The organism is Pseudomonas sp. Pseusp9 (assembly GCF_059491265.1).
The window spans coordinates 5,013,745-5,029,214 of the sequence record NZ_CP168500.1 but is presented as its reverse complement, the minus strand read 5'-3'; the positions used below and the strand labels follow the sequence as shown (position 1 = coordinate 5,029,214).

Below are 15,470 nucleotides of genomic sequence, written 5' to 3'. Positions count from 1 at the left end.
TAGCCAAGAAAGGCCAGAATGAGCCCGCATTGAGGCGACAGTCCGCTTAGGGTTGTTCTCTGCCGGTCATGTCCACGAATCGTGCTGGTCAAATCCGATGCAAATGCTGGTCAGGTCGAATGCAAATGGGTGGGCAAGTCCGTGCAATTACCCAATTACCATGACGAAGCCGTCATCGATCACCATGACGTGGCCATCGATCACGTCGCCTAGGTTGTCGAGACCGCCATCTCGATCAAATCAACCTACCCGGCATAACGGCGCGATCGGCTGGCCGCTATTTCCTATCCGTTTCGCTTGCAAGTCATTGATTCTGTGTACGCAATGACATCTGCCAATTTTTTTTAACGGAACCTGGAGCACTCCGCCGGTAATTGTCGGCATTCGGGCGGGAGGCGCCCGGGCGGGAAAGGCGCGCCATCAAGCGCCATACCGTACAAACAAAAATTTCCGTGCATGGACCCAACACACCCCCTACCGCTGATCCGAACCTCACCAGCAAACCCATGCCGCACGCACACTGCGCACGGTCCACCTCATCCAGCACCTGAACCAAACACAAAAAAACCGCACAAAAAAACCGCACAAAAAGCGCACTTTTTTGCATTGGCCGGTATCTGCCGACATTCAAAAACCAGCAGGCAGCCGAAAGCCTCGCCCGCACTGGTACGCGGCGTCCAACAAATAATCTGGAAGTTGAACCTACAAGTGGAAACGTCCGGCCAGGTCCAAGCCTGCTCCCATGGCATTACCGACGCCTTGCCAGAGTTCCAACGCCTGCCGCTTCAGCCTCGACAAGTCCGCCTGCACATAGGTGGAGGTCAGCCCCGGCATGGCGTGATTCAGCAACAGCTCCGCTGTCAGATAATCCACCCCCAGCAGCGCCCATCCCGCCCGCGCCATCTTGCGCAAGTCATGACTGGAGAACGCCCCACCACTCAGATCGCGGACGATCAACTGCGCCGCCTGCTCCGACAGCGGTTTACCCTGCGCCCCAGGGAACAGGTAGACACTCGGCTTTCGCGTTTGCGTTTCCTTGTATCGGCACAGCAGCTCCACCAACCCTGGTGCCAAGGGCACTTCCAAGCGTGTCCGGGTTTTGGTGTGTTCGGGCGGAATTACCCACACCCCCGCACCCAGGTCGAACTCAGCCCAGCGCGCTTGCCGTGTCTCGCCGATCCGCGTGCCGGTGCACAGCATCAACGTCGGCAACATGCAGGCGACCGGCTTGTTCGGGAAAAGCTCCGCGAGCCGCGCCAGCACCACCCCGGCGTCCTTGGGCAACAGCCGTGCCGGCTTCGGCCTGATCGGCCCGACGCCGAACTCCGGGAACTTCACCCCCTCCAGTGGATTGCGCGGCAGGCGTTTCAGCTTCTGCGCCGCATGGATGGCCGCCACCAGCACCCGGTAAACCTTCGCCACCGTGGCCGGCGCCAGGACTGCCTGAATCGGCTGAATCAACAGCCGATGCACCAGCGCCCGGTCCAAATCCTCTACCCACACCGCACCCAGGCGCGGCAGCAGCCATTTCAGGATTACCGTCCGACAGCTCGCCTTGCGTGCCTTCGACAGTGCGGACTTACTCAGTTGGCACTCCAAATACCAGCGCAGCAGATCCTCTACCATGACCAGTTGGCCGAACCGAGCCGCTGGGTGTCCACCGGACGCCCGACTCGCCATCACTCCCGGCAACGCAGCCTCCATCGCAACCCAGGACCAGCGCGGCCAATCGCCGGCCTTCTTCCATTTCCCGCCTTGGCGAACATCCCAGGTCGCCTGCCGTCGACTATCGCGGAACCGCAGCCTTAGCTCTGGATAAAACTCATCGCGCAGGACGCGCACATCCTCATCCTTCGCCGCCCGCTTGATCACCGCATCACTGAAGTTCACATACTCAGTCGCCATTGTTCACCTCGACATCTGGGCGCAGTTCGGCAGCAACCTCGACCACCTTCCCGCCTAACAGCCCGCCCAGGTTCAAGACTTCATGCCAGGATTCAAACACCGCCAGCAGTTCTGCATCATGCCCGCGAGCAAGATCCAGGTCGGATGGGTATGCCAACTCGCGCTCGCGCTTATTCCGCCATTCAGCATCAGCCAGATTTGGACACCGCGTCCGTGCCAGCGCCCCTAGCCCGTACAGCGAGATATGCCCGCACGTAAGGAGTAACACTCCGTCATCGGCCAGTGCCTTGCCCAGCACCGCGCCACCTGAAACCGCGAACAGGTAATCATCCGGAGCGGCACCAGCACAAAACAATAAGAGCCGGTCCAGTACCGCCAGCGCCTGCGCCGTCAGCGGGAGCCGGGCGCCACCCAACCGCAACAGCCACGCCTTTCGGTCGATGGCCGACCACCGTACTCGGAACAACACGTCCGGCGGCAAGCCGTAACCCAGCGTCAGCAACCCCGCCGCCGCTGCCTTCGGATTAGTAGCGAATCCCTCTCGAAGCCGCTTAGCTGCTTCCCTCGCCAGTAAATTTTGCTTATTCAATGGAACCCCCAGGCCGGCGAACCGGCGAGCAGACCACGATTACCACGACGAAGCCGGCATCGGTCACCATGTCGAAACCGTCGATCACCACACTCCTTCTGATTACCCGCAAGCAAAGCGTGCAGGGCGCAGCCTATGGCGTGAAGGAGCGAAACGCCGGTGACCCAAAGCCCAGGCCGTGCGCGCAGTCAACTCGGCGTGCAGCGACTGGAGCGCCATCGAACACAGCATGAGTTACCCACCCCCTACGGCGCTGCGCTCCTCCAGGCGTGGATAACTGCACCAAGGCAAAAGCATGCTCAACCCCGCAAGCGGGGACCCCTTTCGCACAGAGCCAAAGCGGATCAATCCATTGATCTAAAAATCAAAAGTAGGCACCCTTTTTGAGAGGGGTCTTGATCGACTTTTTTCTAAAGGCAGGATGAAGAGGTGCCTCGATCACAATTTCGCCGCATCCGATTCGTCGAGTACGGGGGAGGGGATTCGATAGAAGGTGCTCCCGTTTTCGAGAAGGTGCTCACAGTTTTCTGTGAGCACCTTCTGGTTTTTTGGAGCGCCTTCTGCGGTGAGCTGCCAAACCCATTGCTGTTTTTCATCGCCAAAACGACCGCCTTGCTTGACAGCTATAGCACCGACTTCCTTCTGAGCACGACGGATTGTCGCCCAGGAATAGCCGGCATCGCTCGCGTCTGCTTTTATCTGTTTGGTGGGTACGGGGCCGCGCTTGAGGGTGTCTCGCAGGAAGTCGCAAGCCTCTTCCATTTCAGTGCGCCGCTCGTCGTCGCTCGTGCTCTCGACATCGGCTAGGATGTCGCGAGCGCTGCCCTCAATGCGGTCGCCCCACAGCACGCGAGTTGTCTCCAGTCCGTCGCCGACAGTGCAGGGTTCCACCATGTAACCGACACCGCCCTGATCGTCGCTGATGTTGGACTTGGCGCGAGCGAGCACGCGTACATCCGAATCCTCTTGCTTGGCGGTTACCAGCACGGCGCGGGCGAGTGCGCCGAAGGCCTGGCTACCAATCACGCGATCTGCCGGCGAGGTACCGCCACTGCCCTTGCTGAAGTGGCTTATGCCCAGCACGGCACATTTATATGCTTCGGCAAAGTCAACTACAGTCTGGAGCGCCCGACGGACATCGTTGGCGCGATGCATGTCTCCCTTTATCACGTTGACCACAGGATCAAGTAGCAGCAATGAAGCTCCGCCAACCGACTCTACCGCCTCGCGCAGCAAGTTGAAGTCTGCGGCCGGGTCGAATGGCTCGCGCTCGCCAAACACGTTAACGCGGCCTTGGATGATGTGCACGCGCTCCAAGTTCGCACCGGCTGCCATTAAGCGCGGTACCAGTGTGTCTGCAGGGTCGTCCTCGGAAGACCAGATCAGGACATTGGCGGGCTCGTGGCAGCGCTCACCGTCAGGCCACCGACCACCGCTGGTTAGGATGCCTATCAGGTTTATTGCTAGGGTCGTCTTGCCGCTGCCACCAGCACCCGCCAAGACGGTCAACTTACCCCTAGCGATCCAACCAGGCCATAACCAGTGGATCGGCACGGGGACGATAGATGCCGCTGAAGTCATATCCGCACGCCAGATGGACTTTAGGGTTTCTGACTCGGCACACTGAGCCACGCACTTCCTGATTGAAGTACCGGTTTGACGGTCTGAATCGATGGTCTGATTGGGAGTGACTGGAGGATTCATTGACAGCCACTCCCGCCGCTTGGGTTGGGGGTATGGCAAATTACAGTGCTGTGAGGGTGCCACGAGCTACCAAAGCCTTGGCCATCCAACAAAACTAAATAGTGCCCAGTGTTTTGGCCTGGCAAGTCACCATCGGCGTGGTATCGGTGAATTTTTCCATCAAGCTCAGGCTCGCCACCAATTAGCCTGCGCAGGGCCTGTATGTCGTCTTTTGGGCTCATCAGGACCTCCCTCGATCAAGTGTTTTTGCGAGTGCGCGTTTCTAGCCACTCATCAAGGTCAGATAGGCGATAGCGAACCTTGCGGCCCACCTTCAAAAATGGAAGTTGATACCGACCAGTGCTGCGCCAGACAGATAAAGTGCCTGGGCTAACGTCGAGGTGCTTGGCTGCTTGAACTTCGTCAAGCAGGGGGCTGGCTACGATCATTGGGTTAGGCTCCGTCGATTACGAGTTGCTTTTGTTGCCTTGCGTAATCAAAAGATAACCAACATGCAGTTGCATGGAAGGGGCTCAACTGTCGCGATTTAACACCGCGACAGTTCGAGTCGTTGAGGACGGGGCTTTCAAGAAGGTGAAGCGGATCAGATCACGACAGTTGCGACAGTTTGTCTCTGTAATAGCTGCTCGACCTAGCGCCACTACGGAAAGAACAAATGTCTTTTAAGTCGCTCTTGAACGTTTTTTCGGACATCTCAAATACACGCGGATGCAATCTATGGCAAAGCTCCAGCAGATCTGCGCGAATACCCGGCATGGCGTTGGTGTGTAGATTTTGGTCAATGGCCTTGAGTCCCTCGACAACTTGGCGAAGCAGTCCTAGGCGGTGCTGGCGTGCTTGGCTGGGTCTTCCTGGGCCGACCAAGTAATCACCAAGCCAGTGCTTGAACTGTTCGCTTATCCCGTCCATTGGTTGCCGAATAGATTTAATCCACCGAAGTGCCGTCGGACGGTCGATGGATGCGATTAGCAAATCAATATGCTGAATTGTATAGTCGGTATGCTTAGGGTCGTCACCGACCCAGCGCTGTTGGGACGCGCCCATTGTCCAGACCATACTTGCCCAGGTCTGCCAGTCTTTTGAATTAACATCCTTCGTTCCGGCCAGCAGGTTAACCATGCCCATGCGTGGTATGCGCCCTGGGTAGTCGGTGCTGTCGATTACAAGCTTTTTGCACGCCGTAGTCATGAAATCATCGCCTAAGTCGGCCATCAGCGCTTACCTCTCTGGCGGAGGTCCAGAACTTCGGCTGAATTTTTTTGACTTCCAGCAGCCATCATTGCAGCAGTGGCGGTATTTACAGACTGCCGCACCGGGTCGTCATCGAGGCGCGCATAAATGCGTGTTGATTGCGTAGATTTGTGGTTTAGGCTCTTGCCGATAATCACCAGTGAAGCGCCGGTCTTGGCTTGCCAGCTACCCAAGGTGCGACGCAGATCGTGAATGCGCAGGTCAGTCATATCGTAGGTGGTTGGGTCGATATTGTGAGTGCTTGCCATTGCACGGTAGCGCTTCTCTGCCGTGACCGGGGCTTCGGCTAGGAGCTTGTCGGCGTGTTGGCGCTCTTCTTCGTTGAGATTGCTTTCAGCTTCCAACAGTTCAAGGATGCGGTAAGTGGTGGCGCGTCGAAGAATCGTTGCCCAGGCGGTTTTTGGTTCTACCAAATGGCCGGTTTTTCCGGAGCTAGCGAATACGAATTGTGACATACCGACGTTGGACCTGCGTGACTTGAGGGTGCTGACAGCTTCAGGTGAGAGGGTTACGTTCTGCGGTGTACCGTTCTTAGTCATGCCAATGCGCCAGGTGCCTGCCTCTAGGTCGATATCGCGCCAAGCCATTTCTTGTACATTTGAGCGGCGGGCTCCAGTCAGCAGCGACAGCAGAAAGTAGTCACGCAGCGTCGAGGCCTCCATCGCGGTCAGTAGATGAGGTAGTTCGTGCGGCAGGGCAAAGCGATCGCGTTCGACAGCTTCGTTTTTTTGAATGCGGCTTGCTGGGTTCAGCTTGTCGAACAACTCTAAGTCGATAGCGAAGCTGAACACTGCGGAAACAAGCCTTACAGCCCGATCAGCTTGGGCGTGGCTCTTCATTGATGCCTTGGTGTGAATAGTTTTCAGCTCCGAACGGGTGATCTGGCTGAGCTTTTTGTTTTTGATTGTGTTCAGGTAAATGCGCACTACGTCGGCATAGTTGATTTTGGTTTTTTCAGTCAGGCGCGTGCCGTTGCGTTTCTTCTTTTCGACCAGGTAGCGGTTGAAGACCTCTAGGAATGTCGGCTCGCTACGGATGGCGCGGCGCGCCTTGGCTGGGCTGGCTCCGGCTTCGATCTCGGCATTTATCGCAGCAGCGGATTTTCGCGCCTGCTCTACGGTCATTGCCGGGAAGCTCCCCAGTGTTATGCGCTCTGGCTGTCCGCCTTTTATCCGGCGATACACGGAAAACGTCTTGTTTCCGGTTGCTGAAACCCGGAGCTGTAGACCTTGAGCTTTTGTGTCGTGATAAACCTTGCGTTTGCCAGCCTCGGGCGTCGGCAGCTTCTCTAGTCTGTCCTTGCCGAACGTGATGCGTACTTCATCAGTCATGCCGCGCCCTCCAGTTGGGGTTACGCTGGGGTTACGGTTTAGGTCTAATTTGGTCTGTTTTCGTGTAACCCCATTAAAGTTATTTTAGATTGAAATGCAGGCTCTGTGTAGGTTTGTTAAGGTTGGTGTGCCTCAATAAATGAAGCAGCCTTCAAACTCCTAAGGGGAAGGTTGGCAGTTCGAACCTGCCCTGGGACACCATATTTCGCAGAACCCCCGCCCGTTTCAACGCGTCATTTTCACGATATGCAGATAAGGTTCGACAAATTCAGATGCCTGGATTGATCGAATCCATCAACTCTACCTTCGCGACTTTCCATCTCCTCTCCCAAGTAGTCTGAATCTCCCATCCCGTCTGGGAGTATCGGCCGATGTGCCGCCTCCGATGCCTGTTCATAGTTGTGACCAATAGAACCGAAAATGGTCCACGTTCGGCCCCCGATGACTGGACCCACTGAGGAGAAAGTCATGACTATGCGCAAGAAAACCTCATCGTCAACGAGTGACCTGGCCAATATCGCTGGTGACCATCCTTCACCCGTCAGCCACGACTGGACTTTTACCTACGTAAGCGACCGACCTCGTCTTTACACTCCGCTAGTCACCACCGACCTGAAAGACTATGCCCCCGGCAGCACCGCCATCATCACGGCCAGCGGTTTCGCCGCCGGCAGCACAGTGACGCTCGAAGTGGACCACGCCATCGGGGCTGGTGCGGATGCTGTGTGGGGCACGTCCGACGATGTGCTCGACACCAACACCGGCGAGGGACACGAGCCCTGGTCCGTGACCGACGGAGGCGTCGGTGATCTCGATGGCCAGGTCAACGGCAGCGTCACCACCTCGTGGTACGTGAATCCCGACGACTCGGCGGGCGCGACGTTTTTACTCACAGCGGCCTCTGCGGGCGTCGATGGAGTAGTCGGCACCGCTGACGACGCCGTGGCGACTATGTCCTTTACGGACAGCGTTTTGAGCGTCGTGGCGACTGGCGAGGACGTTACGCTGGACGAAACGGCCGGGTTGCAGAACGGCACTGCCACTCCGGGCTCTGCTGGAGACGCAGACGACAACGACATTCTGGTGGCGTCCCTGCCCACGACCTTCGCCAGTCGTTTGGCCGGACTTGGGGCAGGTACCGCCACGGGTGCGGCCTTGAGCGGCTACACCGGTGTCGCGGGCAACACAGGCAGCAATGCGTTCACCCTTACCTCTACGCCTGGAGCAAGCATTACCGATGTCAGTTTCGTCAGCAGCACTGGCGCACCACTCAATGGCGTGGACAGCGGGCTGTTGACCCTCGACGGCGCCAGCATCTTTCTCTATACGGATACGAACAACAACATCGTTCTGGGCCGAGCCGGTGGCTCAAGCGGCGCGATCGTGTTCGCTGCCTATATTGAAGAAAGCGGATCGCCGGTCACGGGCGGCAAGATCTGGACCGTGGAGTATCAACCGCTCAAGCATCCGGATATGACCAACGCCGATGATTCGCTCAATCTGCTGAACAAAGTTTTCATCGGAGCCAGCCAGGACCTGGAATTCAGTCTGGCCAATGCCCCCTCCGGTCAGAACCTCTTCCTGATGTTTACGACGGCAACCCCGACCGTTGTCAACGACGCTGGTGTCTTGCGGATCACGGACCCTACGATCATCGCCACCGGCAAGGACCCCGCTGACCAGTCAAGCGGCGCCAATATAACGACTGGCGACACGATCAATACCAGCCAGGCGGGTGGCCCGACTACCTTCGGTACCAACAATCAGATGATTGTGGAGCAAGAGGGCATCCGCTTTTCGTTCGTCACGGGTGCCAGGCAGAATGTGACCATTCCCAATCTGGATCAGAACGAAGCAGATGTTGAATCCAACATCGACTTTACCAGCGTCTTCAATGCGAAATCGGCCAGTTTCGACGTCGTGCAGTTGCAAAGCGGCAAGAGCGCTATCGTAAAAGTCAGCGCATTCAGCACTGCGTACGAACCCGGTGTGAATTTCATCAACGGATACGCGGGCGATTCGTCGATTGCAATCACCAATGTTCGCGTCATCAACAAAAGCACCGGGCAGGTGATCGAGAACTCAGACGGATCGGTAAATAGCCCGAGCATTGTCATCAGCGTTGTTGGCGGGGTTGCAACCATCACCGGCGTTTTGGCCGGCTACCAGATTCAATACACCACAACGTTGGATCACAACCGCGTGCTCGTCGAAAACGGGGCGGCTGTCGACGCCAAGGGCACTAACCACGCCGACTTTGATATCGGTGGCTTCAAGCTGGTCCAGGCCTCCATTGCAAAAACCGAAATCGGCTCCAGGATCATCTTCGACGACGATGGGCCGAGCATCAGCACCACCGGTACGGAGCCGACGCTGACGGTGGACGAAACGGTACTGACGACCAACGTCACCCAGAACTTTGCCGCCAACTTCACCTCGGCGTTTGGTGCCGATGGCGCGGGCACCCTGACCTATACGCTGGGCGTGGTGGCCGGTGCCTCCGGGTTAACCGACACGGCCACCGGTGAGGCAGTGAATCTGTCGCTCAATGGCACCGTGGTCGAAGGCCGCACGGCCACCACCAGCCTGCTGGTGTTCACGGCCAGCGTGGCCGCCAACGGTGATGTCACCCTCGACCAGCTCCGCGCCGTGGTGCATTCCAATACCAGCAATCCGGATGACTCGACCAGCTTGACTTCGGACAGCCTGGTGACGCTGACGGCAACCAAGACCGACAGGGACGGCGACAGTGCTCAGGCGACCCTCAACATCGGGCAGAACCTGGTGTTCAAGGACGACGGGCCGAGCATCAGTACCACCGGTGTGGAACCGACGTTGACGGTGGACGAAACGGTACTGGACGCCAACGCCACCCAGAACTTCGCCGCCAACTTCAGCTCGGCATTTGGCGCCGATGGTGCGGGCACCCTGACTTATGCGCTGGGCGTGGTGGCCGGAGCCTCCGGGTTGACCGACACGGCCACCGGTGAGGCAGTGAACCTGGCGCTCAATGGCACCGTGGTGGAAGGGCGTACGGCCACCAGCAACCTGCTGGTGTTCACGGCCAGCGTGGTCGCCAACGGTGATGTCACCCTCGACCAGCTCCGCGCCGTGGTGCATTCCAACGCCAGCAATCCGGATGATTCGAAGACGTTGACCTCGGACAACCTGGTGATGCTGACGGCAACCAAGACCGACAGGGATGGCGACAGCGTCCAGGCAACTCTCAACATCGGGCAGAACCTGGTGTTCAAGGACGACGGACCGAGCATCAGTACCACCGGCGTGGAGCCAACGCTGATGGTGGACGAAACGGTACTGGACGCCAATGCCACCCAGAACTTCGCCGCCAACTTCACCTCGGCGTTTGGCGCTGATGGTGCGGGCACTCTGACTTATGCGCTGGGCGTGGTGGCCGGGGCCTCCGGGCTGACCGACACGGCCACCGGCGAGGCGGTGAACCTGGCGCTCAATGGCACCGTGGTTGAAGGCCGCACGGCCACCACCAGCCTGCTGGTGTTCACGGCGAGCGTCGCCGCCAACGGTGATGTCACCCTCGACCAGCTCCGCGCCGTGGTGCATTCCAATACCAGCAATCCGGATGACTCGACCAGCCCGACCTCGGACAACCTGGTCACACTGACGGCAACCAAGACCGACAAGGACGGCGACAGTGCCCAGGCGACGCTGAACATCGGGCAGAACCTGGTGTTCAAGGACGACGGGCCGAGCATCAGTACCACCGGTGTGGAGCCGACGTTGACGGTGGACGAAACGGTACTGGACGCCAATGCCACCCAGAACTTCGCCGCCAACTTCAGCTCGGCGTTTGGCGCCGATGGCGCGGGCACCCTGACCTATGCGCTGGGTGTGGTGGCCGGGGCTTCCGGGCTGACGGACACGGCCACCGGCGAGGCGGTGAACCTGTCGCTCAATGGCACCGTGGTCGAAGGCCGCACGGCCACGGGCAACCTGCTGGTGTTCACGGCCAGCGTGGCCGCCAACGGTGATGTCACCCTCGACCAGCTCCGCGCCGTGGTACATCCCGACGCAACCAATCCCGATGATTCGAAGACGTTGACCTCGGACAACCTGGTAACACTGACCGCAACCAAGACCGACAGGGACGGCGACAGTGCCCAGGCGACGCTCAACATCGGGCAGAACCTGGTGTTCAAGGACGACGGACCGAGCATCAGTACCACCGGTGTGGAGCCAACGCTGACGGTGGACGAAACGGTACTGGCGACCAACGCCACCCAGAGCTTCGCCGCCAACTTTACCTCGGCGTTTGGTGCCGATGGCGCGGGCACCCTGACCTATGCACTGGGTGTGGTGGTGGGTGCTTCCGGGCTGACCGACACGGCCACCGGCGAGGCGGTGAACCTGTCGCTCAATGGCACCGTGGTCGAAGGCCGTACGGCCACGGGCAACCTGCTGGCGTTCACGGTCAGCGTGGCTGCCAGTGGTGATGTCACCCTCGACCAGCTCCGCGCCGTGGTGCATCCCAACACCAGTAATCCGGATGACTCAACCAGCCTGACCTCGGACAACCTGGTCACGCTGACGGCAACCAAGACCGACAGGGACGGCGACAGTGCCCAGGCGACGGTGAACATCGGGCAGAACCTGGCGTTCAAGGACGACGGACCGAGCATCAGCACCACCGGTGTGGAGCCAACGCTGACGGTGGACGAAACGGTACTGGCGACCAACGCCACCCAGAGCTTTGCCGCCAATTTCAATTCGGCGTTTGGCGCTGATGGGGCGGGCACCCTGACTTATGCGCTGGGCGTGGTGGCGGGTGCTTCCGGGCTGACCGACACGGCCACCGGCGAGGCAGTGAACCTGTCGCTCAATGGCACCGTGGTCGAAGGGCGTACGGCCACGGGCAACCTGCTGGTGTTCACGGCCAGCGTGGCTGCCAACGGTGATGTCACCCTCGACCAGCTCCGCGCCGTGGTGCATTCCGACGCCAGCAATCCGGATGATTCGAAAACGTTGACCTCGGACAACCTGGTCATACTGACGGCAACCAAGACCGACAAGGACGGCGACAGCGCCCAGGCGACGCTGAATATCGGGCAGAACCTGGTGTTCAAGGACGACGGTCCAAGCATCAGCACCACCGGCGTGGAACCGACGCTGACGGTGGACGAAACGGTGCTTTCGACCAACGCCACCCAGAGCTTCGCCGCCAACTTCACCTCGGCGTTTGGCGCCGATGAAGCGGGCACCCTGACCTATGCGCTGGGCGTGGTGGCCGGGGCCTCCGGTCTGATCGACACGGCCTCGGGCCAGGCGGTGAACCTGTCACTCAACGGCACCGTGGTGGAAGGGCGTACGGCCACGGGCAACCTGCTGGTGTTCACGGCCAGCGTGGCCGCCAATGGCAGCGTCACGCTCGACCAGCTAAGGGCCGTGGTGCATTCCGACGCCAGCAATCCGGATGATTCGAAGACGTTGACCTCGGACAACCTGATCACGCTGACGGCAACCAAGACCGACAGGGACGGCGACAGCGCCCAGGCGACGCTGAACATCGGGCAGAACCTGGTGTTCAAGGATGACGGGCCGACACTCACTTTCGGTAACCTGATCGGGACCGGTAGCGTCCTTGCGCAATCCGGGTTCTGGAGTATGGCCACGGGAGCCGACGGGCTGGGTGCAGCCGGTCTGGATATCTCGTTGGTCAATAACCAGTTCACCCTCGTCAGGCCAGACAACTCGACCACGACCGGGACCGGCACGCTCCACGAGCTGTCGCCATCACCGGATGTCAATGGCGCGTACCAATTCGCGGGAACCTTGACCGGTGATTTCGATAACAACGCCGCTACGGCGAATACCACCGTCGACTACACGCTGACTGCCTATGCCGATGGTCGCTATGCACTGGATCTGGTGCAAGGCTTCAGTTCGACGATAGTGCTCAGCAGTGCCGACGGCTCGCTCGCTGCCGGTGGCCCGGATTCTGTGCGCACCTTGTTGATTCCGCAGACGAGTAACCCGGCCATTCCTTCGACCTCCGAGGAGATTGTGTTTTTTTCCGCGAAGGCGCTGGCGTCGACTGCGGACATCCTGGCCGGCATCGGGCTCGGAGCACCCGACCCCACTGAAGCCGCGCTACAGACCAACCCGCTGCCATCGTACATAGACCCGGCGGCCATGAACGTCAGTACGTCCGGCATCGGCGTCGGCAATAACGTTTTCCAGGGCGATAACCTGGCGGCAATCAGCGCCGCCGATGAAAGTTTCGTCATCAACCCAGAGAGCCTGCTGACGGGAATGAAGGTCTTCATCGACAACTCCGTGGCGGGTTACAACACGGCGACCGAGGACCTGTACTACAGGATCTACTACGCGGATGGCTCGTTTTCGAGCCGCGTCGAGGTGAACACCCTGACTCCGGAGGCGGGTGGACAGGTGTCCTTCCTCATCCAGAAGGAGGGGGCGACACTGATCGACGCTGTGCAGCTGACGATGGGCCGGGGTGATGTCAAGATCCCGGTAATCCAGTTCATTCAGCAGAGCGAGAGCCTGGCCAGTGATGTCCAGCTGGTGTTCAGCGCGACGCTGACGGACAAGGATGGGGACTCGGCGACGAGTACATTCGACGCCAACCTGTTCGCCAACGACCCGGCCAACGCATCCTTCGACTTCACGCTGGTTGGCACAGGCGGTGAGCAAGATGCGTTCAACATCGATCTGTCAGTCAATGAGCACCTGTACCAGGTCACCGGCTTCGATGTGGGCCCGGGCGTGCGGGACAAGCTGGTGCTCAATGGCGACCCGAACGCCGTTGTCCAATCGATCAACAACACCGGCGCAGACAGCGTCGTGACGGTTGCCGAGACTGGCGGACAAACAACGACCATCACCTTGGTCGGGGTTGATGTACTGAATACCGACGTCTTTTTTGGCAGTGCCTGAAGTGTTGCGCGCATGAACGGATGCGAGGGTGGCCTGGAAACCACCCTCGCATTCTTTTTGCGGTTCCAATACGAGACTTCCCATGATCGCAGCCGCTGTGAACTGGTGAGCAGCACAGGGTTTACAGAGCGCGGCGGGTAGATACAGGATGACACGGCAGGATAGGCCGAGAACGACTTGTACTGGCTTGATACTCAGTCCAGCTCCACCCAGGTGGACTTGGGCGGTGCTTCGTTGTTGGTGAGCCCGTGTTTCAGCGCATACATCAGCAAGTCGATGCGATTGATGAGATTCAGCTTTTGATAGATGTTGCTGAGATGGTTGTGCACGGTGTGCTCGCTGATCCCCAGGCGCCCGGCGATGCTCACATATTTGGCCGACGGTTCGCCTACGATGGCGCAAATCAGCTCTCTCTCGCGCAGCGTCAACCGCGCCTGTTTCGCCTTCTCCAGATTGCATTTCAAGGGTGCATGGCCGGTCGCGGCATAGCCGGAAAGGCCGCCGGCCCAGGCTCTATCCATCGCGATGTCGCTATGGTGGACCTTGAGGATGGCCTGGGTAATCGATTCCGTCGGGTCTTCCGCCAGCACGATGCCGCGAGCGCCTGCCTCTATCGCCTGGGCAACGGGAACGGCTTCGTAAAGACCCTTGAACAACAGCACTTTCATTTCAGCGTTGCGGGTGAGTCCCGCGACGACCTCCAGAGGATTCAGCGCATCCGGGAAGAAACTGAAAAAAATGACATTGGGCTGTAACTGATCGGCAAGATCCAGTGCATGGGTATAGGTGGTAGCCTGGCCTGTCACTTCCATTCGTGGCTTTCTGGCATCAATCAAGTCGTGAAGGCCCTTGAGCACGAGGGGGCGGCAATCGATCAGCATCACGCTAATTGGCTCTTTTAGGTCAGTGATCATCTTCCTGACCTCCTTGAAAAACCAACGAAGGCCTCCGTCTGATGGCTTTTGCGGGGCAGCAACTGGCTTATCTGGTCGCCGCGATTGAAGGACAGATTTGGACGCCGGCAGGCCGCGATGATGCCCACCCAGGCATTGGCACCGAGCAGCTCCGGGGTCATCTCCATCAATATCGCCGGCAAGGAGGGCAAACATTTCAAAAAGGCAGGCAAAGCCCGAGAGAGATAATAAATACGAATAATGATCAATGGATTGCGCATGACGATGTACTCCCTCACCCCTCAACGGAGTCTAGGTCAGCCCAGGGCGCTGCCGGCCTGACCATCCGTCAGTCGTTGATGCAAGCCCGGTGCGGCCAGGCCTGACCGATGTTCCAAAAGGACGGGGTAATCCTCGAAAATCAAGGTATTAGGCTCGTCACAGATGACCTGCGACCAAAGTCCGACTCTGATCAAAATCGTCAATTAATCGACGAGTGGCGTTAACTTAGGAGTGCTATTTTGGTTTAGTCAATTTATCGGCGTATCTTGCCGGGTCGAGCCACCTGCAAGCCAGGGCCTGGCGAAATCAGTGGGTAGCACTGACCGCTCCCGTCCTTTGGGTTTGAATTGGCAGTTACTGATACCTGCGCCACGACATAGGCGTCCGGCAATTGCGGGCGTTCATTTATCAGCACTTTTTTGTGCGCGATGTCTCGTTTTCAGTAACGTCTTCACCTATTCGAAGTGAGCGTTGGGGAAGGTTCTCAAGGGAACACCACTGCTGGCCGATAACACGGGCAGTCAGGGGCCATTTTGCCTTTTGCGGTTGGCTTGGGGGGAGCTCATCTCTATGAGAAGGTGT

10 protein-coding genes are annotated in these 15,470 nt (G+C 58.8%); 2 read left to right on the top strand and 8 right to left on the bottom strand.

Annotated features, from left to right (window positions below):
• Nucleotides 1-81: 81 nt before the first annotated feature.
• Nucleotides 82-213: a hypothetical protein gene (locus ACEN8E_RS22870; protein WP_495589977.1), complete on the top strand. Its 132-nt coding sequence runs from the start codon at nucleotides 82-84 to the stop codon at nucleotides 211-213.
• Between the two features lie 489 nt (nucleotides 214-702).
• Here ACEN8E_RS22870 and ACEN8E_RS22865 read toward each other — a convergent pair whose 3' ends face one another.
• The 6 genes from ACEN8E_RS22865 to ACEN8E_RS22840 form a co-directional block, all read right to left on the bottom strand.
• Entirely contained in the window at nucleotides 703-1,905 is a 1,203-nt protein-coding gene (locus ACEN8E_RS22865; protein ID WP_495589976.1) for a tyrosine-type recombinase/integrase, read from the bottom strand.
• Nucleotides 1,895-2,494: a hypothetical protein gene (locus ACEN8E_RS22860; RefSeq protein WP_495589975.1), complete on the bottom strand. Its 600-nt coding sequence runs from the start codon at nucleotides 2,492-2,494 to the stop codon at nucleotides 1,895-1,897. The genes ACEN8E_RS22865 and ACEN8E_RS22860 overlap by 11 nt, the downstream gene beginning before the upstream one ends.
• Nucleotides 2,495-2,932: 438 nt before the next feature.
• Complete coding sequence (locus ACEN8E_RS22855) at nucleotides 2,933-4,075, bottom strand: AAA family ATPase (protein ID WP_495593376.1); 1,143 nt, start codon at nucleotides 4,073-4,075, stop codon at nucleotides 2,933-2,935.
• 359 nt (nucleotides 4,076-4,434) lie between these two features.
• Nucleotides 4,435-4,626: a helix-turn-helix domain-containing protein gene (locus tag ACEN8E_RS22850; protein ID WP_495589974.1), complete on the bottom strand. Its 192-nt coding sequence runs from the start codon at nucleotides 4,624-4,626 to the stop codon at nucleotides 4,435-4,437.
• 160 nt (nucleotides 4,627-4,786) lie between these two features.
• Nucleotides 4,787-5,410 (bottom strand): hypothetical protein, encoded by a 624-nt coding sequence (locus ACEN8E_RS22845; RefSeq protein ID WP_495589973.1) that lies wholly within the window; start codon nucleotides 5,408-5,410, stop codon nucleotides 4,787-4,789.
• A complete protein-coding gene (locus ACEN8E_RS22840; RefSeq protein WP_495589972.1) occupies nucleotides 5,410-6,780 on the bottom strand; it encodes a tyrosine-type recombinase/integrase in 1,371 nt (456 codons plus the stop codon). The genes ACEN8E_RS22845 and ACEN8E_RS22840 overlap by 1 nt, the downstream gene beginning before the upstream one ends.
• 468 nt (nucleotides 6,781-7,248) lie before the next feature.
• Here ACEN8E_RS22840 and ACEN8E_RS22835 point away from each other — a divergent pair, with 468 nt between their 5' ends.
• Complete coding sequence (locus tag ACEN8E_RS22835; RefSeq protein ID WP_495589971.1) at nucleotides 7,249-13,713, top strand: DUF5801 repeats-in-toxin domain-containing protein; 6,465 nt, start codon at nucleotides 7,249-7,251, stop codon at nucleotides 13,711-13,713.
• 194 nt (nucleotides 13,714-13,907) lie between these two features.
• On the opposite strand, the gene ACEN8E_RS22830 is transcribed toward ACEN8E_RS22835, so the two are convergent.
• Together ACEN8E_RS22830 and ACEN8E_RS22825 are read right to left on the bottom strand one after the other, a co-directional pair.
• Nucleotides 13,908-14,627 carry a response regulator transcription factor gene (locus tag ACEN8E_RS22830; RefSeq protein WP_495589970.1) on the bottom strand — a complete coding sequence of 240 codons (720 nt, stop codon included), beginning with the start codon at nucleotides 14,625-14,627 and terminating at the stop codon, nucleotides 13,908-13,910.
• On the bottom strand, nucleotides 14,624-14,887 hold the full coding sequence (locus ACEN8E_RS22825) for a hypothetical protein (protein WP_495589969.1): 264 nt from the start codon (nucleotides 14,885-14,887) through the stop codon (nucleotides 14,624-14,626). The genes ACEN8E_RS22830 and ACEN8E_RS22825 overlap by 4 nt, the downstream gene beginning before the upstream one ends.
• Nucleotides 14,888-15,470: the final 583 nt, after the last annotated feature.

Bases quoted from the DNA above. Each gene is read 5' to 3' on its own strand.
- ACEN8E_RS22830 (WP_495589970.1), bottom strand. From the start codon at position 14,627: ATGATCACTGACCTAAAAGAGCCAATTAGCGTGATGCTGATCGATTGC.
- ACEN8E_RS22850 (WP_495589974.1), bottom strand. From the start codon at position 4,626: ATGATCGTAGCCAGCCCCCTGCTTGACGAAGTTCAAGCAGCCAAGCAC.
- ACEN8E_RS22865 (WP_495589976.1), bottom strand. From the start codon at position 1,905: ATGGCGACTGAGTATGTGAACTTCAGTGATGCGGTGATCAAGCGGGCG.
- ACEN8E_RS22845 (WP_495589973.1), bottom strand. From the start codon at position 5,410: ATGGCCGACTTAGGCGATGATTTCATGACTACGGCGTGCAAAAAGCTT.
- ACEN8E_RS22835 (WP_495589971.1), top strand. From the start codon at position 7,249: ATGACTATGCGCAAGAAAACCTCATCGTCAACGAGTGACCTGGCCAAT.
- ACEN8E_RS22825 (WP_495589969.1), bottom strand. From the start codon at position 14,887: ATGCGCAATCCATTGATCATTATTCGTATTTATTATCTCTCTCGGGCT.
- ACEN8E_RS22840 (WP_495589972.1), bottom strand. From the start codon at position 6,780: ATGACTGATGAAGTACGCATCACGTTCGGCAAGGACAGACTAGAGAAG.
- ACEN8E_RS22855 (WP_495593376.1), bottom strand. From the start codon at position 4,075: ATGACTTCAGCGGCATCTATCGTCCCCGTGCCGATCCACTGGTTATGG.